The sequence below is a fragment of the Pseudonocardia sp. NPDC049154 genome, from assembly GCF_040648315.1.
GTDB lineage: Bacteria > Actinomycetota > Actinomycetes > Mycobacteriales > Pseudonocardiaceae > Pseudonocardia.
In genome coordinates this window covers 1-23,327 of record NZ_JBEZDN010000061.1, presented here as the reverse complement: position 1 = coordinate 23,327, position 23,327 = coordinate 1, and the positions used below count along the sequence as shown (strand labels likewise).

At 74.4% G+C, this 23,327-nt stretch carries 20 protein-coding genes and 1 pseudogene; 12 read left to right on the top strand and 9 right to left on the bottom strand.

What is annotated here, in order from left to right; genetic code table 11:
* The first annotated feature begins 37 nt into the window (after nucleotides 1–37).
* Nucleotides 38–553 carry an adenine phosphoribosyltransferase gene (locus AB0B41_RS25510; protein ID WP_358207584.1) on the top strand — a complete coding sequence of 172 codons (516 nt, stop codon included), beginning with the start codon at nucleotides 38–40 and terminating at the stop codon, nucleotides 551–553.
* Between the two features lie 68 nt (nucleotides 554–621).
* On the top strand, nucleotides 622–2,982 hold the full coding sequence (locus AB0B41_RS25505) for a RelA/SpoT family protein (protein ID WP_358207541.1): 2,361 nt from the start codon (nucleotides 622–624) through the stop codon (nucleotides 2,980–2,982).
* 71 nt (nucleotides 2,983–3,053) lie between these two features.
* On the opposite strand, the gene AB0B41_RS25500 is transcribed toward AB0B41_RS25505, so the two are convergent.
* Entirely contained in the window at nucleotides 3,054–3,866 is an 813-nt protein-coding gene (locus AB0B41_RS25500; RefSeq protein WP_358207539.1) for a peptidylprolyl isomerase, read from the bottom strand.
* Between the two features lie 92 nt (nucleotides 3,867–3,958).
* On the opposite strand from AB0B41_RS25500, the gene AB0B41_RS25495 reads away from it, so the two are divergent.
* The 3 genes from AB0B41_RS25495 (at nucleotide 3,959) to AB0B41_RS25485 (ending at nucleotide 6,601) form a co-directional block, all read left to right on the top strand.
* The gene (locus tag AB0B41_RS25495; RefSeq protein WP_358207536.1) at nucleotides 3,959–4,672 is read left to right on the top strand and encodes an MBL fold metallo-hydrolase; all 714 of its coding nucleotides are present in this window, start codon (nucleotides 3,959–3,961) and stop codon (nucleotides 4,670–4,672) included.
* Between the two features lie 5 nt (nucleotides 4,673–4,677).
* The gene (hisS, locus tag AB0B41_RS25490; RefSeq protein ID WP_358207581.1) at nucleotides 4,678–5,958 is read left to right on the top strand and encodes a histidine--tRNA ligase; all 1,281 of its coding nucleotides are present in this window, start codon (nucleotides 4,678–4,680) and stop codon (nucleotides 5,956–5,958) included.
* Between the two features lie 70 nt (nucleotides 5,959–6,028).
* Nucleotides 6,029–6,601, top strand: a complete 573-nt coding sequence (locus AB0B41_RS25485) for a methyltransferase domain-containing protein (protein ID WP_358207534.1) — start codon at nucleotides 6,029–6,031, stop codon at nucleotides 6,599–6,601.
* A gap of 7 nt (nucleotides 6,602–6,608) precedes the next feature.
* Here AB0B41_RS25485 and AB0B41_RS25480 read toward each other — a convergent pair whose 3' ends face one another.
* The 3 genes and pseudogenes from AB0B41_RS25480 to AB0B41_RS25470 form a co-directional block, all read right to left on the bottom strand.
* Nucleotides 6,609–7,982 (bottom strand): YibE/F family protein, encoded by a 1,374-nt coding sequence (locus tag AB0B41_RS25480; RefSeq protein WP_358207532.1) that lies wholly within the window; start codon nucleotides 7,980–7,982, stop codon nucleotides 6,609–6,611.
* Nucleotides 7,983–8,039: 57 nt separating this feature from the next.
* Nucleotides 8,040–9,471 (bottom strand): annotated as a pseudogene (locus AB0B41_RS25475) (SLC13 family permease).
* 62 nt (nucleotides 9,472–9,533) lie between these two features.
* Nucleotides 9,534–10,058 carry a gluconokinase gene (locus tag AB0B41_RS25470; RefSeq protein ID WP_358207530.1) on the bottom strand — a complete coding sequence of 175 codons (525 nt, stop codon included), beginning with the start codon at nucleotides 10,056–10,058 and terminating at the stop codon, nucleotides 9,534–9,536.
* Nucleotides 10,059–10,143: 85 nt separating this feature from the next.
* Between AB0B41_RS25470 and AB0B41_RS25465 the strand changes: the two genes are divergently transcribed.
* The 5 genes from AB0B41_RS25465 to AB0B41_RS25445 all read left to right on the top strand — a co-directional run bounded on the left by AB0B41_RS25465 (nucleotide 10,144) and on the right by AB0B41_RS25445 (nucleotide 16,385).
* The gene (locus tag AB0B41_RS25465; protein WP_358207527.1) at nucleotides 10,144–11,193 is read left to right on the top strand and encodes an Rv2578c family radical SAM protein; all 1,050 of its coding nucleotides are present in this window, start codon (nucleotides 10,144–10,146) and stop codon (nucleotides 11,191–11,193) included.
* 165 nt (nucleotides 11,194–11,358) lie between these two features.
* A complete protein-coding gene (gene aspS, locus AB0B41_RS25460) occupies nucleotides 11,359–13,194 on the top strand; it encodes an aspartate--tRNA ligase (protein ID WP_358207525.1) in 1,836 nt (611 codons plus the stop codon).
* Between the two features lie 14 nt (nucleotides 13,195–13,208).
* Nucleotides 13,209–14,150 carry a DUF389 domain-containing protein gene (locus tag AB0B41_RS25455; protein WP_358207523.1) on the top strand — a complete coding sequence of 314 codons (942 nt, stop codon included), beginning with the start codon at nucleotides 13,209–13,211 and terminating at the stop codon, nucleotides 14,148–14,150.
* Between the two features lie 10 nt (nucleotides 14,151–14,160).
* Nucleotides 14,161–15,366, top strand: coding sequence for a hypothetical protein (locus tag AB0B41_RS25450; RefSeq protein ID WP_358207520.1), 1,206 nt, complete (start codon nucleotides 14,161–14,163; stop codon nucleotides 15,364–15,366).
* A gap of 113 nt (nucleotides 15,367–15,479) precedes the next feature.
* Complete coding sequence (locus AB0B41_RS25445; protein WP_358207518.1) at nucleotides 15,480–16,385, top strand: GDSL-type esterase/lipase family protein; 906 nt, start codon at nucleotides 15,480–15,482, stop codon at nucleotides 16,383–16,385.
* A 21-nt stretch (nucleotides 16,386–16,406) separates the two neighbouring features.
* Here AB0B41_RS25445 and AB0B41_RS25440 read toward each other — a convergent pair whose 3' ends face one another.
* The 4 genes from AB0B41_RS25440 to AB0B41_RS25425 form a co-directional block, all read right to left on the bottom strand.
* On the bottom strand, nucleotides 16,407–16,619 hold the full coding sequence (locus AB0B41_RS25440; protein ID WP_358207516.1) for a hypothetical protein: 213 nt from the start codon (nucleotides 16,617–16,619) through the stop codon (nucleotides 16,407–16,409).
* Nucleotides 16,620–16,704: 85 nt separating this feature from the next.
* Nucleotides 16,705–17,868: an aminotransferase class I/II-fold pyridoxal phosphate-dependent enzyme gene (locus AB0B41_RS25435; RefSeq protein ID WP_358207514.1), complete on the bottom strand. Its 1,164-nt coding sequence runs from the start codon at nucleotides 17,866–17,868 to the stop codon at nucleotides 16,705–16,707.
* Nucleotides 17,869–17,878: 10 nt separating this feature from the next.
* On the bottom strand, nucleotides 17,879–18,367 hold the full coding sequence (locus AB0B41_RS25430) for an Lrp/AsnC family transcriptional regulator (RefSeq protein WP_358207512.1): 489 nt from the start codon (nucleotides 18,365–18,367) through the stop codon (nucleotides 17,879–17,881).
* A gap of 11 nt (nucleotides 18,368–18,378) precedes the next feature.
* Complete coding sequence (locus AB0B41_RS25425) at nucleotides 18,379–19,617, bottom strand: PLP-dependent aminotransferase family protein (protein WP_358207510.1); 1,239 nt, start codon at nucleotides 19,615–19,617, stop codon at nucleotides 18,379–18,381.
* Between the two features lie 262 nt (nucleotides 19,618–19,879).
* Here AB0B41_RS25425 and AB0B41_RS25420 point away from each other — a divergent pair, with 262 nt between their 5' ends.
* Both AB0B41_RS25420 and AB0B41_RS25415 read left to right on the top strand, forming a co-directional pair.
* Nucleotides 19,880–21,034: a hypothetical protein gene (locus AB0B41_RS25420; protein ID WP_358207507.1), complete on the top strand. Its 1,155-nt coding sequence runs from the start codon at nucleotides 19,880–19,882 to the stop codon at nucleotides 21,032–21,034.
* Nucleotides 21,035–21,079: 45 nt separating this feature from the next.
* Nucleotides 21,080–22,444: a replication-associated recombination protein A gene (locus tag AB0B41_RS25415; protein ID WP_358207505.1), complete on the top strand. Its 1,365-nt coding sequence runs from the start codon at nucleotides 21,080–21,082 to the stop codon at nucleotides 22,442–22,444.
* Between the two features lie 124 nt (nucleotides 22,445–22,568).
* On the opposite strand, the gene AB0B41_RS25410 is transcribed toward AB0B41_RS25415, so the two are convergent.
* Nucleotides 22,569–23,327 (bottom strand): S1 family peptidase (locus AB0B41_RS25410; RefSeq protein WP_358207503.1); only part of this gene is annotated, 759 nt, incomplete at its 5' end.

Sequence of the window (23,327 nt, the reverse complement as noted above, 5' to 3'; positions counted from 1 at the left end):
CGGCCCGGCCGGCCCGGTCGAGCTCGACGAGTCCGTCCTGGAGCTCGAGAAGGTCCGGGAGCTGGTCCGGGCGGTACCGGACTACCCGGAGCCCGGCGTGCTGTTCCGCGACCTCACACCGGCGTTGGCCGACGCCGAGGCGTTCGCCATCCTGACCACCGAGCTCGCGGCCTCCGCGGGCGCCGCCGACCTGATCGCCGGCGTCGAGGCCCGCGGGTTCCTGATCGGTGCCGCGGTCGCGCTGGTCGCGGGCACCGGCGTCGTCCCGGTGCGCAAGGCGGGCAAGCTGCCGGCCGTCGCCGGGTCGCGGACCTACCAGCTCGAGTACGGCACGGCCACGCTGGAGTTGCCCGCGGGCACCGTGGAGCCCGGGGCCCGGGTCTTCGTCGTCGACGACGTGCTCGCCACCGGCGGCACCGCCGCAGCGGCCTGCGGGCTGCTGACGGACGTCGGGGCCGAGATCACGGGTTTCGGCACCGTCGTCGAGCTGGCGGCGCTGAGGGGCCGGGAGCGGCTCGGTGGCATCGACGTGCACGCCCTGCTCACCTATTAGGCGAGCGTCCCTCCGGGCTACCGGAGGGTTATCCTTCGGTAGGTGGTGACAGGAGCGGAGCAGGCCCGGTGACGGACGTCCAGCAGAACGCACCCGCACCCGCGGAGGCGCCCTCCGGCGCGTCGCGGACCGCCGTCCAGACGGCGGCGCAGGACCCGGCCCGCCCCTCGGCCACTCGCCGGGTCCGGGCCCGCATCGCCCGGCGGATGACGCCGCAGCGGGTCGCCATCGTCAAGCCCGTCCTCGAGCCGCTGGCGAGCGTGCACCGTGCGCTGCACCCCAAGGCCGACCTGGTGCTGCTGCAGCGGGCGTACGACGTCGCCGAGGAGAAGCACGCCGGGCAGAAGCGCAAGTCCGGCGACCCGTACATCACGCACCCGCTGGCCGTGGCCACGATCCTCGCCGAGCTCGGCATGGACACGACCACGCTGGTCGCGGCGCTGCTGCACGACACCGTCGAGGACACCGACTACTCGCTCGAGCGGCTCAGCACGGACTTCGGCGAGGAGGTCGCGCACCTCGTCGACGGCGTGACCAAGCTGGACAAGGTCGAGTTCGGCACCGCGGCGGAGGCCGAGACCATCCGGAAGATGGTCGTCGCCATGGCGCGGGACCCCCGGGTGCTGGTGATCAAGCTCTCCGACCGGCTGCACAACATGCGCACCATGCGCTTCCTGCCGCCGGAGAAGCAGGCGAAGAAGGCGCGCGAGACGCTCGAGGTCATGGCGCCGCTGGCGCACCGCCTGGGCATGGCGACGATCAAGTGGGAGCTGGAGGACCTGTCCTTCGCGATCCTGCACCCGAAGAAGTACGAGGAGATCGTCCGGCTCGTCGCGACCCGCGCCCCGTCCCGGGACACCTACCTCAAGCAGGTCATCGACGAGGTGTCGCGGCAGCTGGAGGCCGCCCGGGTCAGCGGCACGGTCGAGGGCCGGCCGAAGCACTACTACTCGATCTACCGCAAGATGATCGTCAAGGGCCGCGAGTTCGACGACATCCACGACCTCGTCGGCGTGCGCGTGCTGGTCGACGAGGTGCGGGACTGCTACGCGGCGATGGGCATGGTCCACGCGCTGTGGCAGCCGATGCCCGGCCGGTTCAAGGACTACATCGCCCAGCCGCGGTTCGGCGTGTACCAGTCGCTGCACACCACGGTGATCGGGCCGGACGGCAAGCCGCTCGAGGTGCAGATCCGCACGCACGAGATGCACCGCACCGCCGAGTACGGCATCGCGGCGCACTGGCGCTACAAGGAGACCCGCGGGCAGAACAGCGCCAACGGCACCGTCGAGATCGACGAGATGTCCTGGATGCGGCAGCTGCTCGACTGGCAGCGCGAGGCCGCGGACCCCGGGGACTTCCTCGAGTCGCTGCGCTACGACCTCGCGGCCAAGGAGCTGTTCGTCTTCACCCCGAAGGGCGACGTCGTCACGTTGCCGGTCGGGTCCACCCCGGTCGACTTCGCCTACGCCGTGCACACCGAGGTCGGCAACCGCTGTATCGGCTCCCGGGTCAACGGCCGGCTGGTCGCGCTGGAGCGCACGCTGGAGTCCGGCGACGTCGTCGAGATCTTCACGTCGAAGGCCGAGGGCGCCGGGCCGAGCCGGGACTGGCTGGGCTTCGTCAAGTCGCCGCGCGCCAAGAACAAGATCAAGCAGTGGTTCGCCAAGGAGCGCCGCGAGGAGGCCATCGAGGAGGGCAAGGAGGCGATCACGCGGGAGGCCCGGCGCACGGGCATGCCGCTGCAGCGCCTCGTGTCCGCCGACGCGATGGCCGCCCTGTCCCGCGAGATGCACTACTCCGAGATCTCGGCGCTCTACGCCGCGGTCGGGGAGGGGCAGGCCAGCGCCCGGCACGTCGTGCAGCGGCTGGTCGCGCTGCTCGGCGGGATGGAGGACGCCGAGGAGGAGCTCGCCGAGCGGGCCACCCCGTCGACCGTCCGGGTGCGCCGTCCCTCCGGCGACGCGGGCGTGGTGCTCACCGGCGAGAACGGCGTCGAGATGGGGGACGTCTACTGCAAGCTCGCCCGCTGCTGCACGCCCGTGCCCGGGGACGAGATCCTCGGGTTCGTCACCCGCGGCGGCGCTGTCTCGGTGCACCGCACGGACTGCACCAACGCTGCGGACCTCAAGGCCCGCAGCGAGCGGCTGGTCGACGTCGCGTGGTCGGTATCGCCGGCGTCGGTGTTCCTGGTGGCGATCCAGGTCGAGGCGCTCGACCGGCACCGCCTGCTGTCCGACGTCACGAAGGTACTGGCGGACGAGAAGGTCAACATCCTCTCCGCGTCCGTCACCACCTCGCGCGACCGCGTGGCCGTGTCGCGCTTCTCCTTCGAGATGGGCGACCCGAAGCACCTCGGGCACGTGCTGCACGCCGTGCGCAACGTGGAGGGCGTCTACGACGTCTACCGCGTCACCAGCGCCAGCTGATCCCGCCGACCAGGAGCTGAGGGCTCCGCCGGAGGTCCGGCGGAGCCCTCAGCTCCTGGTGATCAGGCGGGTCAGGCCGCGACCGTGGCGGTCTGGATGGTGACCGGGGTCTTCGGCTTGCCGTCGCCGGGGCCGTTGCTGTCGTCCGTGCCCTCTGCGGCGACCTTGTCGACGGTCGCCAGGCCGGCCTCGTCGATCGTGCCGAACACGGTGTAGTCCGGCGGGAGCGTCGAGTCGGCGTAGACCAGGAAGAACTGGCTGCCGCCCGAGTTCGGGGCGGAGGTCTTGGCCATCGCGATCGTGCCGCGGGGGTAGATCACCGCACCGGACTGGCCCGCAGGGGCCAGGGCCGTCGGCGGCTCGTCCGCGATGGTGTAGCCGGGGCCGCCGGTGCCCTGGCCGCTCGGGTCGCCGCACTGCAGCACCTTCAGGCCCTCGCTCGTGGTGAGCCGGTGGCACGGGGTGTCGTTGAAGTACCCCTGGCTCGCCAGCGACGTGAAGCTGTTCACGGTGCAGGGCGCCTCGGCCCGGTTCAGCGTGAGCCCGATCGGGCCCGCCGACGTCGTCAGGGAGACGGGGACCGTGCCCTGGTTGCTCACCGCGTCCGTCTGCGGGGCGTTCGCCGGCTTCGCGGCGGCGCCGTCGGACGGGTACTGGCAGTTCACGGTGCCGGGCGGGGCGGCGGCCTGCGCGGCCGGCGAGGCCGGGTCGGACTTCCACGGGGCGGTCGTGAGCAGCACCACCGCGACGACCACGACCACCACGGCCGCGGCGGAGCTGATCACGGCGACCCGCTTCTGCCTGCGGGCCCGTTCGGCGCGCCGCGCCTGCTGATTGGCCAGCTTGCGCTTGGCCGCCTCCCGCCGCATCTGGTTCGTGGCCACGGTGTGCGTCGTCCTCCCGGTCGAATGGATCGCCGGGCAGGGTATCGACCGTTCCTGAGAGGCCCGTGTGCAGGCACGTCTAGGCTGGTCGCGTGCTCGTCGCAGGATTCCCCGCAGGAGCGTTCCAGACCAACTGCTACGTCGTCGCCCATGGCGCCGGCGAGGCGTGCGTGGTCGTCGACCCCGGGCAGGACGCCGTCGAACCGCTGGAGGCCGTGCTCGCGGAGCACCGGCTGACCCCGGTGGCGGTGCTGCTGACCCACGGCCATTTCGACCACACCTTCAGCGTCCAGCCGGTGTGCGACGGCTCGGACATCCCGGCGTGGATCCATCCGGACGACCGGGAGCTGCTCGCCGACCCGATGAAGGGCATCTCCTCGGAGTCCGCGGCGTTCTTCGGCGGCCGGCTGGAGCTGAAGGAGCCGCGCGAGGTGCGCACGCTGACCGACCGCAGCGACCTGGAGCTCGCCGGAATGCGGCTGCGGGTCGACCACACCCCCGGCCACACTCGGGGCTCGGTGGTGTTCACGACGGAGACGGAGGACGGGACCGAGGTGATCCTCGCGGGCGACACGCTCTTCGCGGGCTCGATCGGGCGGACGGACCTGCCCGGCGGCTCGCACCGCCAGCTGCTGGAGAGCATCCGGGACCGGCTGCTCGGCCGGCCGGACTCGGGCGTCGTCCTCCCCGGCCACGGCCCGACGACGACCGTGGGCCGGGAGCGGGTGTCCAACCCGTTCCTGCAGGGCCTCGGCGGTGCCGATGCGGATTCCGCCGCCGCTCCGGCCCCGGGGCGCGGGCTGTGAGCGCGGTGCAGGAGGGCGTCCGGCGCGCCACCGCCTTCGCGGCGCCCAAGGGCATCCCGGAGTACTACCCGCCGGAGTCCGCCGGGTTCGTGCACGTCCGGGACACGCTGGCCGGCGCGGCCGAGCGCGCCGGGTACGGCTACGTCGAGCTGCCGATCTTCGAGGACACCGGGCTGTTCGCGCGCGGCGTCGGCGAGTCGACGGACGTGGTGAGCAAGGAGATGTACACCTTCGCCGACCGCGGCGACCGGTCCGTCACGCTGCGGCCGGAGGGCACGGCGGGCGTGGTCCGGTCGGTGATCGAGCACAACCTCGACCGGGCCGGGCTGCCGGTCAAGCTGCGCTACTCCGGCCCGTTCTTCCGCTACGAGCGGCCGCAGGCCGGGCGGTACCGGCAGCTGCAGCAGGTCGGCGTGGAGGCCATCGGGGTGGACGACCCCGCGCTCGACGCCGAGGTCATCGCCGTCGCCGACGAGGGCTTCAAGGCGCTCGGGCTGACCGGGTACAGGCTGGAGCTGACCTCGCTGGGCGACGCGGAGTGCCGGCCGGCCTACCGCGAGCGGCTGCAGGAGTTCCTGGCCGGGCTGGACCTCGACGAGCCGACGCGGGACCGGGCGCGGATCAACCCGCTGCGGGTGCTCGACGACAAGCGGCCCGAGGTGCGCAGGCAGCTCGAGGACGCGCCGCTGCTGCTCGACCACCTGTCCGCCGCCTCGGCCGAGCATCACGCCGCCGTGCTGGCCCACCTCGACGATCTCGGCGTGGCCTACACGACCAACCCGCGGATGGTGCGCGGGCTGGACTACTACACCAAGACGACCTTCGAGTTCGTGCACGACGGCCTGGGCGCCCAGTCCGGGATCGGCGGCGGCGGCCGGTACGACGGCCTGATGGAGACCCTGGGCGGGCAGCCGCTGTCCGGCGTCGGGTTCGGGATCGGCGTCGACCGGACGCTGCTGGCCTGCCGGGCCGAGGGCGTGCAGCCCTGGTCGGAGGCCCGGGCCGAGGTGTTCGGCGTGCCGCTGGGCGAGGCCGCGAAGCGCCGCCTCGTCGTCATCGCGGCCGAGCTGCGCCGCGCCGGGGTGCGCGTGGACCTGGCGTACGGCGGGCGCGGCCTCAAGGGCGCGATGAAGTCCGCGGACCGCTCCGGTGCCCGGTACGCGCTGGTGCTGGGGGAGCGGGACCTCGAGGCCGGCACGGTCGGCGTGAAGGACCTGGCCTCCGGCGACCAGCGCGCGGTGCCGCTGGACTCCGTCGTGACGGAGCTCGTCGCGAAGCTGGCCTGATGCCCGGACGACCGGCGCTCTCGATCAGTAGGTGTGAGCGAGAGCGCCGTTCGCTCGTCGGGGGGCGGGGTTGAGCGCGACCGACCGGGAGCGGTGGGACGCCCGGCACGCGGCGGTCGGGCTCGGAGTGCCGATGCCGCCGGACGGGCTGCGGGGCCGGCTCGGGCTGCTCCCGGGCGGGGCCGAGCCGGGGGACCGGAGCGGGCTGCCCGCGGGTGGGCGCGCGCTCGACGTCGCCTGCGGACGCGGTGCGGTCGCGGTGTGGTTGGCGCACCAGGGCTTCACGGTCGACGCGGTCGACGTCTCGGGCACCGGTCTCGCGTCGGCCCGGGCGCTGGCCGCGGCCGAAGGGGTACCGCACGTGCGGTTCCTCGAGGCCGACCTGGAGGCCGGGCTGCCGGTCGCGGGGCCCTACGACCTCGTGGTCTGCCAGCGCTACCGCGACCCCGCGCTGTACCCGGCGCTCGCCGCCGTGCTCGCGCCCGGCGGCCTGCTCGTGCTCACCGTCCTGTCCGCGGTCGGCGACGAGGGCGGCCGTTTCCGGGCGGTCCCCGGCGAGCTGGCGCGCGCGTTCCCGCAGCTGGAGACGCTCGACCATCGCGAGGGCGACGGCGAGGCGACCCTGCTGGCTCGCCGTCCCTGAGGCGTGGTCAGCGGGCGCGGCGGGTCCGGCGGCCGAGCGGGCGACCGGGTTCCTCCCGGCTGGCGACGAGGGCGGCGAGTCCCGTCGTGATCGGCACGGAGGCGACCAGCCCGATGCTGCCGACGAGGGTCCGGACGATCTCGGTCGCGACGTCCTGCGAGGTCAGCACGTCGCCCGGGCCGCGCCCGGCCACCGTGAACAGCAGCAACAGCGGCAGCGACGCGCCCGCGTAGGCGAGCACGAGGGTGTTCACCGCCGACGACACGTGGTCCCTCCCGATCCGCATCCCGGCGCTGAACAACGCCCGGGCGCCCAGGGCCGGGTTCGCCGCGCGCAGCTCCCAGACGGCGCTGGTCTGGGTGACCGTGACGTCGTCGAGCACGCCGAGCGCACCGATCACGATCCCGGCGAGCAGCAGGCCCCGGGCGTCGACGGGCGCGCCGAGCGTCGCGATGAGGCTGGCGGTGGTGTCGTCGAGGCCGGTGAGCCGGGCGAGCGCCGAGAACGCCGCGCTGAGCAGCGCGATCAGGCCGAGCGACGCCAGGGTGCCGAGCACGGCGGCCGAGGTCCGGGCCGAGAGGCCGTGGGTGAGGTAGAGGACCACGAACATGATCAGGCAGGCGCCGACCACCGCCACCCACACCGGGCTCGCGCCGCCCAGGATCGCCGGCAGCACGAACAGCACCAGCACGACCAGGCTCATCCCGAGCGCCACGAGGGCGGCGAGCCCGCGCCACCGGCCCAGCAGCAGCACCGCCAGCGCGAACGCGACCGCCAGGGCGATCAGCGGGCCCGACCGCTGGAAGTCGACGACCTGGTAGGAGCCCGGGTCCGTCGCGTCGCCGCCCGAGTACGCCACCCGGACCCGGTCGCCGACCGCGAACCGCGGCGTGGACGGCTCGACCGGCACGATCTGCACCAGGTCGCGGCCCGGCAACGGGCCGCCGTCCATCCGCAGGGTCAGGCCGGCGCACCCGCCGTCGCCCGAGCCGGGGGTGCAGTCGCCGGCCTGGGCGGCGACCACCTCGGCGTCGAACACCTCGCCGGCCGGCTGGGTGCTGTGCGGCAGCGGGCCGCTGGGCCACAGCAGCACCAGCCCGATGAGGGTGGCCAGGGCGCAGGGCACCAGCAGCCCGACGAGCAGCATCCGGACGCGGCGGCCCGCGGGCGTCGCGGGTCCGTGGCCGTGCCCGTGGCCGTGCCCCCGCTCGTGGCCGAGGTCCGGGTCGTGGGCTCGGCCGGGCGGGGCGGGCTCGGCCGCGACCGGCGCGAGGGGGGTGGTGCGCTCCGCGTCCGTCTCCGGCGGGACCGCGCTCCGGACCGGAGTCCGGACCGGGGCACGGTGCCGCCCGCTGTCGGACGACGGGTCGCGCGGGGCCACCCCGGCATCCTCACCCGTCGCCGTGCGGGCCCGGCAACCGCCCTCCGCAGCCGCCGGCTACACGAACACCGACACCAGCAGCACGAGCAGCAGGCCGACGACCGAGATGACGGTCTCCATCACCGACCAGCTCTTGATCGTCTGCCCGACCGTGAGCCCGAAGTACTCCTTGACCAGCCAGAAGCCGGCGTCGTTGACGTGCGAGAAGAACAGCGACCCGGCGCCGATGGCGAGGGCCAGGAGCGCCACGGTCGCCGGCGGCAGCCCGGCGGCGAGCGGCGCGACGATCCCGGCCGCGGTGATCGTGGCGACCGTCGCCGATCCCGTCGCCACCCGGATCGCGACCGCGACGAGCCACCCGAGGATGAGCGGGGACAGGGCGGCCGCGCCGGCCCACTGCCCGATCAGGGTGCCGACGCCGGCGTCGACCAGCGTCTGCTTGAAGCCGCCGCCCGCGCCGACGATCAGCAGGATCCCGGCGATCGCGGGCAGCGCCCCGCCGACCGAGGCGGTGAGCCCCCGCCGGTCCATCCCGGAGGGGAGCCCGAGCGCGAGCATGGCGACGACCACGCCGACGAGCAGGGCGACGATCGGCTCGCCGAGCACCTCGAGGGCGCCCCGGACCGCGTTGTCCTCGGGGAGCGCGATCTCGGCGACCGCCCGGACCAGCATGAGGACGACGGGTGTGAGCACGACGGCGATCGCCGCGCCGACGCTGACCCGGCGGCCCGTCCGTTCGCCGGTCCGGGTCCCCGTGCCGCCGCGACCGGCCGGGCCGTCGGCGCGGTCGTCGCGGTCCGCCCGGTCGGTACGCTCGGCGGGCGGGTCGGGCCGGCCCTCAACGCCGGATCCGCCCTCGATCGCCGCGCTCTCCGGGGGCGGCGGCAGCGGCACCCAGCGCGCGGCGACGCGCGCGAACAGCGGGCCCGCGACGACCACCGTCGGGATGGCCACGAGGAGACCGAACAGCAGGGTCAGGCCCAGGTCCGCGCCGAGGGCGTCGATCGCGACCAGTGGGCCGGGGTGCGGCGGCACGAGCCCGTGCAGGACGGACAGGCCTGCGAGGGCCGGGATGCCGACGGTGATGACGGACAGCCGGGTACGGGCCGCGACCAGCACCACGACCGGCACCAGCAGCACGACACCGACCTCGAAGAACAGCGGGATGCCGATGAGGGCCGCCACGCCGGCGAGCGCCCAGGGCATCCCCTTGGGGCCGACCCGGTTCGTCACCGCCTCGACGACCCGGTCGGCACCGCCGGAGTCGCGCAGCAGGCCGCCGATCATGGCGCCGAGCGCGATGAGCACGCCCACGCCGCCGACCGTCGAGCCGACGCCGTCGGTGAAGCTGTCCACTGTCTTGCCCGGACCGAGCCCCCCGACGATCCCGAGCACCGCGGTGCCCGCGATCAGCGCCAGGAACGGGTGGACGTGCAACCACGTGATCAGCAGGACGATCACCCGCGATCCCGAGCAGGGCGGCGATCACGAGCTGCGTCGCCCCCGCGGCCGGCGCGGTCTCCTGGGACTGCGCGAGCACCAGTGTCGCGGTCACGCGACACCTCCGGTGGGTGCGAGCTCGGCGAGGACCCGGTCGACGACCGTGCCGGGATCGCCCTCGCCGCTCACCGCGGTACCCGGTTCGCCGGTCTCCAACGGCTCGAGCGTCTCGAGCTGGCTCTGCAGCAGCGAGGCGGGCATGTAGTGGCCGCGGCGGGTGGCCAGCCGGGAGGCCAGGGCGTCGGACGACGCCTGCAGGTGCACGAAGCGGACGGAGGGGTGCCCGTCGGCGAGCACGTCCCGGTACCTGCGGCGCAACGCCGAGCAGGTGACGACGGCGCTCCGGCCGGCCGCCTCCTGCTCGCCGATCCAGCCGGCCACCCGGCGCAGCCACGGCCACCGGTCGTCGTCCGTCAGCGGCTGGCCGGCGGCCATCTTGCGCCGGTTCTCCTCGGGGTGCAGGTCGTCGCCCTCGGCGAAGGCCCAGCCCGTCCGCCGCACGAGCTCCTCGGCGACGGTCGACTTGCCGACCCCCGACACCCCCATCACCACGAGCGTTGTCGTCTTCGCCCTCATGGGGGCAGCCTGGCCGACGGTGGCCGATCCTGCCGGGTGGGCAAGGGCGCTTGCGGCGAGCTCGAACATGTGTTCGACTAGGTAAGTGCGGTGGAGCGGGCAGCAGGTGCTGACGGACGGCGTGGGCGAGGCGGCGGCCCTGCCGGGGCTGCGGGGCCTGCTGCGTTCGGTGCGCACGCCGGAGTTCGCGGGCACGGTGTTCCACGAGGTGGAGGCGAAGTCCGCGCTGAACCGGGTGCCGGGGAACTCGCCGATGCCCTTCGCATGGACCGTGAACCCGTACCGGGGCTGCACGCACGCGTGCGTGTACTGCTTCGCGCGCAACACCCACACCTACCTCGACCTCGACGCGGGGGCGGACTTCGACTCGCAGATCGTCGTGAAGGTCAACGTCGCGCGGGTGCTGGCGCGCGAGCTCGCCCGTCCCGGCTGGGCCCGCGAGCCGGTGGCGATGGGCACCAACACCGACCCCTACCAGCGCGCGGAGGGCCGGTACCGGCTGATGCCGGACATCATCCGGGCGCTCACGCGCTCGGGCACGCCCTTCTCGATCCTCACCAAGGGCACCGTGCTCGGCCGCGACCTGCCCGACCTCGCCGCCGCGGCGCGGGACGTGCCGGTCGGGCTCGGGGTGTCGCTCGCGCTCGCCGACCCTGGGCTGCAGGCCCGGCTCGAGCCCGGCACGCCCTCGCCGCAGGCCCGGCTCGACCTGGTCGAGCGGATCGCCGACGCCGGCCTGGACTGCGGCGTGATGGTCGCGCCGGTGCTCCCGCTGCTCACCGACTCGGCCGAGGCGCTCGACGCGCTGCTGGAGCGGGTCCGGGCGGCGGGCGCGTCCGGGGTCAGCGTGCTCGCCCTGCACCTGCGCCCGGGCACGCGGGAGTGGTTCATGGCCTGGCTCGCGCGGGAGTACCCGGCCCTCGTGCCGGCCTACGAACGGCTGTACCGGCGCGGGGCGTACGTCGACCCGGAGTACCGGCGGGCGCTGGCCGAGCGGGTCCGCCCGCTGCTGCGCCGGCACGGGCTGGACCGCAGCGTAGGCGTGCAGCGCACCGGCGGGGACGGCTTCCCGCACGGCGCACCGCCCGCCGAACGGCTGGCGGCCCCGGTCGTCGAGCAGCTCACCCTGCTCTGACCGTGCGGACGTACCCGGACTCCGTGCCGGTACCGACGTCAGGCGGGTGCGCGAGGCCGAGGGCCTGCCTCTCCTCGGACGTCCGGGCCTCGTGTCGCGGACTGCGACCCCGGGAGGGAAACCTGCTGGCCGGACACCGGAGGGGGCCGGATAACCTCGACGACCGTGATGCGAACCCACCCCGTCGGCACCCTGCGTGCCGAGGACGCCGGCCAGACCGTGACCCTCGCCGGATGGGTGGCCCGTCGCCGCGATCACGGCGGTGTGATCTTCGTCGACCTGCGGGACAGCTCGGGCACCGCCCAGATCGTGTTCCGCGAGGGCGAGATGGCCGAGCGCGCCCACCGGCTGCGCTCCGAGTTCTGCCTGCAGGTGACCGGCGAGGTCGTCGCGCGGCCGGCGGGCAACGAGAACCCCGAGCTGCCGACCGGCGCCATCGAGGTCACGGTCACCGACCTCGTCGTGCTGTCCGAGTCCGCACCGCTGCCCTTCCCGATCGACGAGCACACCGGGGTCGGCGAGGAGGTCCGGCTCAGGTACCGCTACCTCGACCTGCGCCGTCCGGAGCCCGCCGCGGCGATCAAGCTGCGCAGCGCCGTGAACAAGGCCGCGCGTGTCGTGCTCGAGGGGCACGACTTCGTCGAGATCGAGACGCCCACGCTGACCCGCTCCACGCCCGAGGGCGCGCGGGACTTCCTCGTGCCGGCCCGTCTCAAGCCCGGCTCCTGGTACGCCCTGCCGCAGAGCCCGCAGCTGTTCAAGCAGCTGCTCATGGTCGCCGGCATGGAGCGCTACTACCAGATCGCGCGCTGCTACCGGGACGAGGACTTCCGCGCCGACCGGCAGCCCGAGTTCACCCAGCTCGACATCGAGATGAGCTTCGTCGAGCAGGACGACGTGATCGCCCTGTCCGAGGAGATCCTCGCCGCGCTGTGGGGGCTGGTCGGGCACGAGGTCCCGCGCCCGATCCGGCGGATCAGCTACGCCGAGGCGATGTCCCGCTACGGCTCGGACAAGCCGGACCTGCGCTTCGACATCGAGCTCACCGAGCTCACCGAGTACTTCGCCGCCACCAACTTCCGCGTGTTCCAGAACCCGTACGTCGGCGCGGTCGTCATGCCGGGCGGCGCCTCGCAGCCGCGCAAGCAGCTCGACGCCTGGCAGGAGTGGGCCAAGCAGCGCGGCGCCCGCGGCCTCGCGTACGTCCTGGTCGACGAGGACGGCACCGTGTCCGAGAAGGGCCCGGTGACCAAGAACCTGTCGGAGGAGGAGCGCGCGGGGCTGCCCGCCGCCGTCGGGGCGAACCCCGGCGACTGCATCTTCTTCGCCGCCGGCCGCCCGAACGAGGCCCGGGCCCTGCTCGGCGCCGCGCGCGGCGAGATCGCCCGGCGGATCGGGGCGATCGACGAGAACGCCTGGTCCTTCGTCTGGGTCGTGGACTTCCCGCTGTTCGAGGCGGCCGACGAGACGGACGACGTCGCCGTCGGGCACGGCAAGTGGACGGCGCTGCACCACGCCTTCACCTCGCCGACCCCGGACTGGATCGACAAGTTCGAGTCCGACCCCGGCAACGCGCTGGCCTACGCCTACGACATCGTCTGCAACGGCAACGAGATCGGCGGCGGGTCCATCCGTATCCACCGGGCGGACGTCCAGAAGCGGGTCTTCGAGATCATGGGCCTGTCCGAGGACGAGGCACAGGAGAAGTTCGGCTTCCTGCTCGACGCCTTCGCCTACGGCCCGCCCCCGCACGGCGGCATCGCGTTCGGCTGGGACCGGATCACCGCGCTGCTCGCCGGCGAGGACTCGATCCGCGAGGTCATCGCCTTCCCGAAGACCGGCGGCGGCTACGACCCGCTCACCGCGGCCCCGGCGCCGATCACGCCGGAGCAGCGCAAGGAGGCCGGGGTCGACGCCGTCCCGCCGAAGCCCGCGGCGCAGGCCGACGCGACGGTGGACGCGAAGGCCGCCGCGAAGGACGCGGAGGGCGGCGGGGCCTGACCCGGGCCCCGGTCGTGCTGCACCTGCGTGTGATCGGCCCGCCGGACCGCACGGACGCGGTCCGGGCGGTGCTGGCGGAGGAGCCCGGAGTCGCCCACCTGATCGTGCTGCCGGGCGCCGCGGTGCGCCCGGCGGGCGACGTCCTCGAGGCGGACGTCGCCCGCGAGTGCGCCGACGCCCTGCTCGGCCGCCTCCGCGACCTGGGGCTGGACCACGACGGCGCGGTGACCCTCGAGGTCCTCGACACCGTCCTGTCCGACGCCGCGGACGAAGCGGAGAGGGCCGCGCCCGGCGAGGGCTCCGACGCCGTCGTGTGGGACGAGCTGATCGCCCGGACCGGCGAGGAGTCCCGGCTGAGCTTCTCCTTCCAGGCCTTCCTCACCATCGCCTGCCTGCTCGCCGCGATCGGCGCGATCACGGACTCGCCGGTGCTCGTCGTCGGGGCGATGGTGCTGGGACCGGAGTTCGGCCCGCTCGCCGCCGTCGCGGTCGGGGTGGTGCTGCGCCGCCGCGACCTCGTGCGGCGCGGCGGCCTCGCCCTGCTCGTCGGCTTCCCGCTCGGCATGGCCATCACGGCCCTGGCGACCCTGCTGTTCGACGCCACCGGGCTGCTGTCGAGCAGCACGCTCGACCACCTCGACCAGGTCGAGTTCATCTACGAGGTCGGCCCGTTCTCGCTGATCGTCGCGGTGCTGGCGGGCCTCGCCGGGATCCTCGCGCTCACGTCGGCGAAGGCGGCGAGCCTGGTCGGCGTGTTCATCTCGGTCACCACGGTGCCCGCGGCCGCATTCGCCTCCGTTGCGGCGGTCGAGGGCCGGTGGCGGGAAGCGGGGCTGTCGGCCCTGCAGCTGGCGGTGAACCTGGTCGGGATCGTGGTCGCGGCGGCCCTCGCGCTCCTGATCGCCCGACGCTCCCGGCGGCGCAGGGACGCCGGCCGGGCGCTCTCGTCGGGGTAGGGTCCAGGTGATGTCACGTGACCTGGCCGACTTCCCCAGGCCCGTGCTCACCGCGTTGGCCGCGGCGGAACGCCTGCTCACCCGGCGGGCCGGGGCCACCGTGGTCCTCGCGGACCCGGAGGACCTCGGCGGCAGCGAACGGTCGGTGGTGGCGCGTGCCCGGGTGGCGCGCAACCCGTTCTCGCTGCCGCGCACCCTCGTGGTGAAGCAGTACGTGGGCGAGCCCGACGCGAACCGGCCGGATCCCTTCCACTTCGAGGTCGCGAGCTGCCAGCTGTTCACCGCGCTCCCGGCCGACGCCCGGCCCAGCCCGGTGCTCATCGCGCACGACCCCGCGGCCCGGCTGCTGGTGCTCGAGGACCTGGGCCGCAGCTCCACGCTGGCCGACATGCTGTTCGCGCCGGATCCGGTTGCGGCACAGCGGTGCCTGCTGAGCTGGGCGCGGGCGCTCGGCCGGATGCAGGCCGCCACCGCGGGCCGGGAGAACGACTTCGGCGCGTTGCTGCGCCGGCTGGGGGAGAAGGCCCGCCGCGACCCGATCGCCGACGAGGCGCGCGCCGCCTTCGCCGGCGTGCCCGAGCTGGTCGCCGAGGTGCTGGGCGTGACGGTCAGCGCGGCGGCCGAGACGGAGGCCCGGGAGACCGCGCGGCTGCTGGGCGGTACCCGCTACCGGGCGTTCAGCCCCTCGGACACCTGCCCGGACAACAACCTCGTGACGGGCCGTGGGGTGCGGTTCGTCGACTTCGAGTGGGGTTGCTTCCGCGACGTCGCGCTCGACGCCGCCTACTTCCGCGTCCCGTTCCCGGCGTGCGAGTCCAGCTTCGCGCTGCCGGACGGGATGGCCGACGCCATGCTCGAGGCCTGGCGCAACGAGATCGCCACGGTGTGGCCGGACCTCGACGACCCCGCGCTGCTGCGGGCCCGCCTGCTCGACGCCCAGGTGCTGTGGGTCTGGCTGTGCACGTGGTGGCTGCTGCCGCGGGCGGTGTCCGGCGAGACGCGCATCGGGATGGACCCCGGCCGGTCGCCGCGAATCAGCGCCGCGCTGGCGGACTACTGGCGGCGGCTCGCGGGAGCGGCGGCGGCCGGCGGGCGGCCGGCCACCGTCGACCTGGCCGACCGGATGGCGAGCGCCCTGCAGCAGCGGTTCGACGACCCGGCGGACAACGGCTCGGGCCGGCTGCCCGTCTACCCCGCCTTCCGCAGCCTGGTCTGAGGGCTCGCCCGGGGAGTTCGCCCGGGGAGTTCGCCCGGGGAGTTCGCGGAGCCGTCGGCGACGCGTCACCACGCGCACACCCCGGCGGAGCCTCGCGACCCGATCATGCGCACGTGTCCGTGCAGAGCGTGCGACCCGTCCGTGCCCTCCCGACCCCGGCGACCCTCCCGACGCCCCGGACCGTCTCGACCCTGGCCACCCTCGGCGACTCGACGGCCGTCGGGCTGGGTGACCCGCTGCCCGGCGGCGGCTGGCGGGGCTTCCCCGTCCTGCTCCGGGACGCCCTCGGCGGTGATACCCGGCTGCTCAACCCCGCCCGCACCGGCGCCCGCATGGCCGACGTCCGCGGGGCCCAGCTCGCCGCGGTCCTGCCCGCCCGGCCCGAGGCCACGATCATCTGCGCGGGCATGAACGACACCCTGCGCTCGGACTTCGACCCGGAGGGCATCCGCGCCGACCTCGCCGCCACGCTGGCGGAGCTCGCCGCGGCCGGCACCTTCCCGGTGGTCCTGCGCTACCACGACCACACCCGCGTCTTCCGGCTCCCCGGCCGGCTGCGGGCCGCGCTGCGGACCCGGGTGACGGCGCTGAACACGGCGATCGACACCGCTATCGACACCGCCATCGACACCGCTACCGACACCGCCATCGACACCGCCGTCGACACGGCGATCGACAGGGCGACCGCGGGCACGGGCGGCCCGGCCGTGGGGGTGCTCGACCTGCACCTGCTCCCCGGCGGCTACGAGCGCGCGGCGTGGAGCGTCGACCGGCTGCACCCCTCGGAGCTGGGGCACCGGTTGCTGGCCCGGGCCGCGGGCGAGCTGCTCGCGGACGCGGGCTTCGCGGTGCCCGCGCCGGTGCCGATCGCCTGCGGCGGCGGGCGCGAGATCACCGCGTTCCACCGGGCCGCGTGGATCGTGGTCCGCGGCACGCCGTGGCTGGTGCGCCGCGGCCGCGACCTGGGCCCGGTGATCCTGCACGGCCTGCTCACGGGCGGGCGGGCGCGGGCCGCCTGAGCGTGAGCGGGTGAGTCCCGGCTAGGCGGACCGGGGGAGCGAGGCGGGGCGGACCGGTTGCCCCGTCTCGATCTCGAACAGGTGGGCGCGGGTGCAGGGCCCGCAGACCCAGCTGATCACGCCGTCGACGTGGTGGCTGCTCCAGGCCAGACCACGCACGTCGGCCGCGGTCCGCGGGCAGGCGCACAGGGTGCAGGAGTGGAGGGTGCGGGCGGTGACAGGTGTGCCGTCCATGCCCCCGGAGGATGCACCGGTCGCGTTGCCGTGCCGTGAACGCCACGCCGCACAGTGTTGCGATCCGGCGACGGTTGGGAGCGCGTTACGGCGACCGCAGCGACCCGAGGAACCGGTCGATGCGCACGAGCGCCTCCTCCAGCTGCGGCAACGCCGTCGCGTACGAGCACCGGATGTGTCCCTCGCCGGAGGGCCCGAACACGTTGCCGGGCACCACGGCCACGCTCTCCTCGTGGAGGAGCCGCTCGGCGAAGGTCTCCGAGTCCAGCCCCGACGAGCGGATGGACGGGAAGGCGTAGAACGCGCCGCCGGGCTCCGGGCAGTCCAGGCCGATCTCGCGCAGGCCCTTCACGAACACCCGGCGCCGGCGGTCGTAGTCGGCGACCATCTCGCGGACGTCGCCGTCGGCCTCCTTGAGCGCCTCCACCGCGGCGATCTGCGAGACGTGCGGGGCGCACAGCATCGTGTACTGGTGCACCCGCACGCAGAGCTCGGCCACGGCCTGCGACGCGCAGATCCAGCCGACCCGCCAGCCCGTCATCGCCTGGGCCTTGGAGAACCCGCCCAGCACGACGGTCCGCTCCCGCGCCCCGGGCACCGCGCCCAGGCAGACGTGGGTGTCGTCGTAGGTGAGCCGGTCGTAGATCTCGTCGGAGATCAGGTACAGGTCGTGCCGCTCGGCCAGCCGGACCAGGCCCTCCAGCGCCGCGCGCGGCTGGACCGCGCCCGTCGGGTTCGCGGGGGAGCCGATGAGGATCGCCTTGGTGCGCGGGGTGATCGCGGCCTCGACGGCGTCGGGGTCGATCGCGAAGTCCGCCTCCCACCGCGTGGCCACCCGGACCGGGGTGCCGCCCGCGAACGAGACGCACGGCTCGTAGGCCACGTAGCAGGGCTCCGGCACGATCACCTCGTCGCCGGCGTTGAGCAGCACCCGCAGGGCCAGGTCGAGGCCCTCGGACACGCCCGTGGTGATCAGGCACTCGGTGTCCCACGCGTACTGCGCGGCGTAGCGCTTCTCCAGCTCCCCGCAGATCAACCGGCGCAGCTCCGGCAGTCCGGCGTTGGAGGTGTAGGTGGTGTAGCCGTGCTCGAGGGCGTAGATGCCGGCCTCGCGGATGCGCCACGGCGTGACGAAGTCCGGCTCGCCCACGCCGAGGGAGATCACGTCGTCCATCTCGGCGGCGATGTCGAAGAAGCGCCGGATGCCCGACGGCGGGCAGGCGGCGATGACGTCGTTGAGCGGCTTCATCGGGTGGTCCTCACGGGGTCACGCGGAGCCGGTGGTCGGGCTCCGGCTCGAAGAACGTGTCGCCGTCGCGCTTGTGCGTGTGGAGCACGAAGTGCGTGGCGGTGGCCGTGACCCGGTCGATGGTCGAGAGCTTGCGGCTCACGAAGTCGCTGACCGCCCGGATGTTCGACCCGACGACCGTGCACCGCAGGTCGTGCCCGCCGGAGACGAGGTAGCAGCTGCGGACCTCGTCGAACCGGGAGATCCGCTCGGCGACGTCGTCGAACCCGACACCCCGCGCGGGGGCGACCGCCACGTCGATGAACGCGGTGACCTCGGTCGCCTCCGAGCCGTCGACCTTCTCCCAGTCGACCACCGCCTTGTACCGGCGGATCACGCCCGCCTTCTCCCACGCCGCGATCTGGGCCGACACCTCCGCGACGGGCCGACCGGTCATGGTGGCCAGGGTGTCGTGGCTCAGCGACGCGTCCCGCTCCAGCAGTTCCAGGATCTCGCGCACGGTCCCCGACCCTACTCAGCGGTCCGCCCGGAGGCGGCCCGGGCGAGCCGCCGGACGGCCTCGGTCAGCTGATCGGGCGGATAGGTCGCGAAGCAGAGCCGCGCGGCCGTACCCGGGCCGCGCCGGCCGTCGACCGCCGGGTCCACCGAGAAGGCGCTCCCGGGGACGAACCCGACCCCGTGCTCGAGCGCGCGCGGCAGCAGCTCCGCCGTGTCGGTGCCGTCGGCGAACTCCAGCCAGCAGAACATGCCCCCGGTCGGGGTGGACCGGGTGACGGACGAGCCGAACTCGGCGTCGACCGCCGCGGTGAGCGCCGCGGCCCGGTCCCGGTTCTCCCGCCGGACGCCGTCGACGTGCGCGGCGAACCACTCCTCGTCGGCCAGCAGCTCCGCGGTGATCATCTGGGTGAGCGACGAGCCGCAGAGGTCCGTGGACTGCTTGAGCCGCTCGAGGGCGGCGGCCAGCACCGGCGGCGCGACCAGCCAGCCGACCCGCAGCGACGGGGCCAGGACCTTCGACGCGCTCCCCAGCCGCACGACGTGGTCGCCGTGCGCGGCCAGCGGACGCGGCGGCGCGCCGTCGAAGGCCAGCAGGCCGTAGGGGTCGTCCTCGACGACGAGGAAGCCGTACCGCTCGGCCAGCCCGCACAGGGCCCGGCGGCGTTCCTGGCTCATCGTCACGCCGCGCGGGTTGTGGAAGCTGGACACGGTGTGCACGAGCCGGGGCCGGAACCCGGCCGCGAGCCGCTCCTCGAGCGCGTCGACGCGCAGCCCGTCGGCGTCGAGCGGGAACGGGTGCACGTCGGCGCCCGCGGCCTGCAGGACCTGCAGCGCCCCGACGTACACCGGGTCCTCGACGGCCACCGGGTCGCCCGGGTCGAGCAGGGCGCGGGCGAGCAGGTCCAGGGCCTGCTGCGACCCGCTCGTCACGACGACGTCGGCGGGCGCAACGGGCCGGCCGGTCCGGCCGGTCTCGTGCGCGGCGACGACCTCGCGCAACCGGGCGAGCCCGGCCGTCTCGGAGTACTGCACGGCGGCGGGGGACCGGAGCGCGCGGTCCGCGGCCTCGGCGATGCGCCCGCGCGGCATGAGATCGGCGGCGGGCAGGCCGCCGGCAAGGCTCAGCACGTCGTCGCGCGCGGTGAGGGTGAGCAGGTCCCGGATGGCGGAGCCGCGGATCCCGGCGAGCCGGGCGGCGAGCGCGACCGGGGGCCGCGCGGGCGGGGCGGGACGGAGATCGGTGTCGGTCATGAGGGCCTCGCGGAGAGGGGGTCAGGGCGGGGACCCCGAGCGCTCCCGGTGGTCACCGGGAGGGCCGGGCCGTCCCGCGGGGGTCGTCCGCGGAGCACGGGCGCGGGATCGGGTGGACCGGCGCCCGTCCCGATACTGCGCCTCACGTCCTGCGATACGGAAACGGCTTCCCACCTGATGGGACGAACTCGATCGGGTGCGCACCGACCACAGGACTTCCGACCTGGTGACCGACGTGGGCAAACCCTCTACCTTGCGCGGTATGAGCAACCCGTCGGGTGACGACCGCCACCAGCACGGCGAGCAGGGCACCCCGCAGCCCGGCTCGGCATCGCCGCAGCCGGGCGGGCAGGAGTCGGGCGGCTACCCGCCCCCGGGACACGCCCAGGGGCCGCCCCCGGAGGGGTCCGGGCAGGCCCCGCCGCCCGGCTACGGGGGCGGTCCGGGACAGCCCGGCCAGGGGTACGGGCCACAGGGCTACCCACCGCCCGGTCCCGAACAGCAGGCATACGGTCAGCAGGGGTACGGGCAGCAGGGGTATCCGCAGCAGGGGTATCCGCAGCAGGGGTACGGACAGCAGGGCTACCCGCCGCAGGGGTACGGCCCCGAGGGGTACGGCCAGCAGCCCTACGGCTACGGCCAGCCCGCGCAGTACCCGGGCGGGGCGGCCGCGCCGCTCGCGGACCCGCTGGTCGCCGCCGACTTCTCGGACTGGTGGACGAAGGTCCTCGCGGTGCTCAAGCGGAGCTGGCAGCCGCTGCTGCTGATCCAGATCGCCACCGCGCTGCCGGCCCTGATCATCGGCGCGCTGATCGCGGTGATCGTCGCCACGGGCGGCGGCTGGGTCGGCGTGGGGATCGGCGGCGGCCTGGCGCTGATCATCGTGGTCGCCGTGTCCCTGCTGGCGCAGGGCGCGTCCGTCTACGTGGTCACACGGCAGGCCGCGGAGCAGCCGGTCGGCGCCGGGGAGGCGCTGTCCTTCGCCGCCCGTCGCGCGCTGCCGCTGCTCGGCTGGGGCATCCTCGCCGGGATCCTGGTCTTCATCGGCTTCCTGCTGCTGGTCATCCCGGGCATCTACCTCAGCGTGGTGTTCGTGGCCGCGCTGACGGGTGTGATCATGTACGAGCGGGCCGGCATCGGCCGGACGTTCGAGCTGGTCAACCGCGAGTTCTGGGGTACGTTCGGCCGGCTGATCACCTTCGCGATCGCGGCCGCGGTGTACAGCGGGATCATCAGCGCGATCGTCGGCACCTTCACCGAGCCGAACAGCCTCGCGCGGTCGATCATCGTGAACATCCTGACGCTGCCGGTGACCCTGGCCGCGGCGGGTGTCGCCGTCGTCACCTACGCCTCGCTGCGCAACAAGGAGAACCCCCAGGTCGGCACGCCGACGCTGGTGCAGGAGCTGCAGTCCTGACCTGCCGCCCCGAATCGTCGGTGCCGGGTGGCACCCTGGACACCGATGAGCGCTGACGGCCTGTTCGACATCGGCGAGCCCGCGGGCGGAGACGCCTCCGGGGCCGCCGCGGAGGAGGCGCGCCCGGCCCCGGGCGCGCCTCTCGCCGTGCGGATGCGGCCGCGCTCGCTCGAGGAGGTGGTCGGGCAGCGGCACCTGCTCAAGCCCGGCGCCCCGCTGCGCCGGCTGCTCGAGGGCGGCACCCCGGCGTCCGTGCTGCTCTACGGCCCGCCCGGCACCGGCAAGACCACCCTCGCCCGGCTGATGGCCCGGGCGGGCGAGCGGCACTTCGTCGCCCTCTCGGCCCTCTCGGCCGGGGTGAAGGAGCTGCGCGCCGTGATCGACGACGCGCGGCGCCGCCGGGACTACCACGGCGGCTCCACCGTGCTGTTCATCGACGAGGTGCACCGCTTCTCCAAGACCCAGCAGGACGCGCTGCTCGGCGCCGTGGAGGACCGGGTGGTGCTGCTGGTCGCCGCCACCACCGAGAACCCGTCCTTCTCGGTCGTCTCGCCGCTGCTGTCCCGCTCGCTGGTCCTGCAGCTGCAGTCGCTCGACGAGGACGAGGTCCGCGAGGTGCTCCGCCGGGCGGTGAGCGCCGAGCAGGGCCTGAACGGGACCGTCACCCTGGCCGAGGACGGCGAGGCCGCGCTGGTGCGGCTCTCCGCGGGCGACGCGCGCCGGGCCCTCACCGCGCTCGAGGCGGCGGCGGACGGGGTGCTGGCGGACGGCACGGGCGTCGTCGACCTCGCCGCGGTCGAGCGGGCGGTCACCGAGGTCGCGGTCCGCTACGACCGGGCCGGCGACCAGCACTACGACGTGATCAGCGCGTTCATCAAGTCCATCCGCGGCTCCGATCCCGATGCCGCGCTGCACTACCTGGCCCGGATGATCGTCGCGGGGGAGGACCCGCGGTTCATCGCGCGCCGGCTGATGGTGCACGCGAGCGAGGACATCGGGCTCGCCGACCCCACCGCACTGCAGGCCGCCACGGCGGCGGCGCAGGTGGTGCAGCTCGTCGGCATGCCCGAGGCGCGGCTCGCGCTGGCGCAGGCCACGGTGCACCTGGCCACCGCGCCGAAGTCCAACGCCGTGATCGCGGCGATCGACGCCGCCATGGCGGACGTGCGGGGCGGGGCGGTCGGCGCGGTGCCGGCACACCTGCGGGACGGGCACTACGCGGGCGCCCAGAAGCTGGGCAACGCCGTGGGCTACCGCTACCCGCACAGCACGCCGGACGGGGTGCTGGCCCAGCAGTACCCGCCGGACGAGCTCGTCGGCAAGGACTACTACGAGCCCACCACGCACGGCGCGGAGCGGGTCCTCGCCGAGCGCGTGCCCAAGCTCCGCCGCGCGGTCCGCGGCCGCTGAATTCAGCGCATCATGGTTCCATAACGCGATTGTCAGTCCCTCTCGAGCGCATGAGGGAACCATAATGCGAATTCGAGGCGGGCTGAGGCGCGTTGTGGAACCATCATGCGAATCGAGGGCGGGGTCAGGCGGTGCGCAGGGTCAGGCCCAGCGAGCTCAGCGCCTGGTCGATCGGGGTGAAGTAGGCGGTGCAGCCGTTGCCGGCCCCGCTGTGCACGCCCTGCGCCTGGCCGTCGGCGGTGATGTACGGGCCGCCGGAGTCGCCCTGGGCTGTGCAGATCGAGGCCACGACCATGCCGCGCTGCTGCTGGCCGTCGAAGTTCACGGTGCGGTTGCGGGCGCTCACGGTGCCACAGGCCTTGCCGCTGGTGCTGCCGTAGAGGCACACCGCGGAGCCGACGGGCGCGGGCACGGTGCCGCGGACGGGGACCGAGGCCACCTCGGGCAGGGCCGCCGTCGAGGAGGTGACGGGCACGGCGCCGACGTCGACGCCGTTGCCGGCGGTCTTCGCGCCGTCGCCGATGACCTCGCCGTTGTCGTCGAGCCATTCGTCGGACTCGCGGGTGCAGTGTCCCGCCGTGATGATCCAGTCCTGTGCGCCCGAGCCGGCGGAGAAGCCGAGCGTGCACCGGGTGGTGCCGGCGGTGATCCGCTGGCCGCCGCGCAGGGCCTGGTGCTGCGGCACGCCCGCGCCGGTCTCCACGCGCAGCAGGGCCGGGTCGATCCCGTCGAACAGCGCGGTCACGTCGGGGGAGGGATCGCCGACCAGCCGGACGTCGACGACGTCGCCCTCGATCCCGTAGTCCGCGACCCCGGCCGGCATACCGGCCGCGGTGCGCGCGTCGAGCAGCGCCATGACGGCGGCGGGCGCGGCGAGCGGCGC

Bases quoted from the DNA above. Each gene is read 5' to 3' on its own strand.
- AB0B41_RS25470 (WP_358207530.1), bottom strand. From the start codon at position 10,058: ATGAGGGCGAAGACGACAACGCTCGTGGTGATGGGGGTGTCGGGGGTC.
- AB0B41_RS25450 (WP_358207520.1), top strand. From the start codon at position 14,161: ATGTCACGTGACCTGGCCGACTTCCCCAGGCCCGTGCTCACCGCGTTG.
- AB0B41_RS25440 (WP_358207516.1), bottom strand. From the start codon at position 16,619: ATGGACGGCACACCTGTCACCGCCCGCACCCTCCACTCCTGCACCCTG.
- AB0B41_RS25435 (WP_358207514.1), bottom strand. From the start codon at position 17,868: ATGAAGCCGCTCAACGACGTCATCGCCGCCTGCCCGCCGTCGGGCATC.
- AB0B41_RS25425 (WP_358207510.1), bottom strand. From the start codon at position 19,617: ATGACCGACACCGATCTCCGTCCCGCCCCGCCCGCGCGGCCCCCGGTC.
- AB0B41_RS25420 (WP_358207507.1), top strand. From the start codon at position 19,880: ATGAGCAACCCGTCGGGTGACGACCGCCACCAGCACGGCGAGCAGGGC.
- AB0B41_RS25415 (WP_358207505.1), top strand. From the start codon at position 21,080: ATGAGCGCTGACGGCCTGTTCGACATCGGCGAGCCCGCGGGCGGAGAC.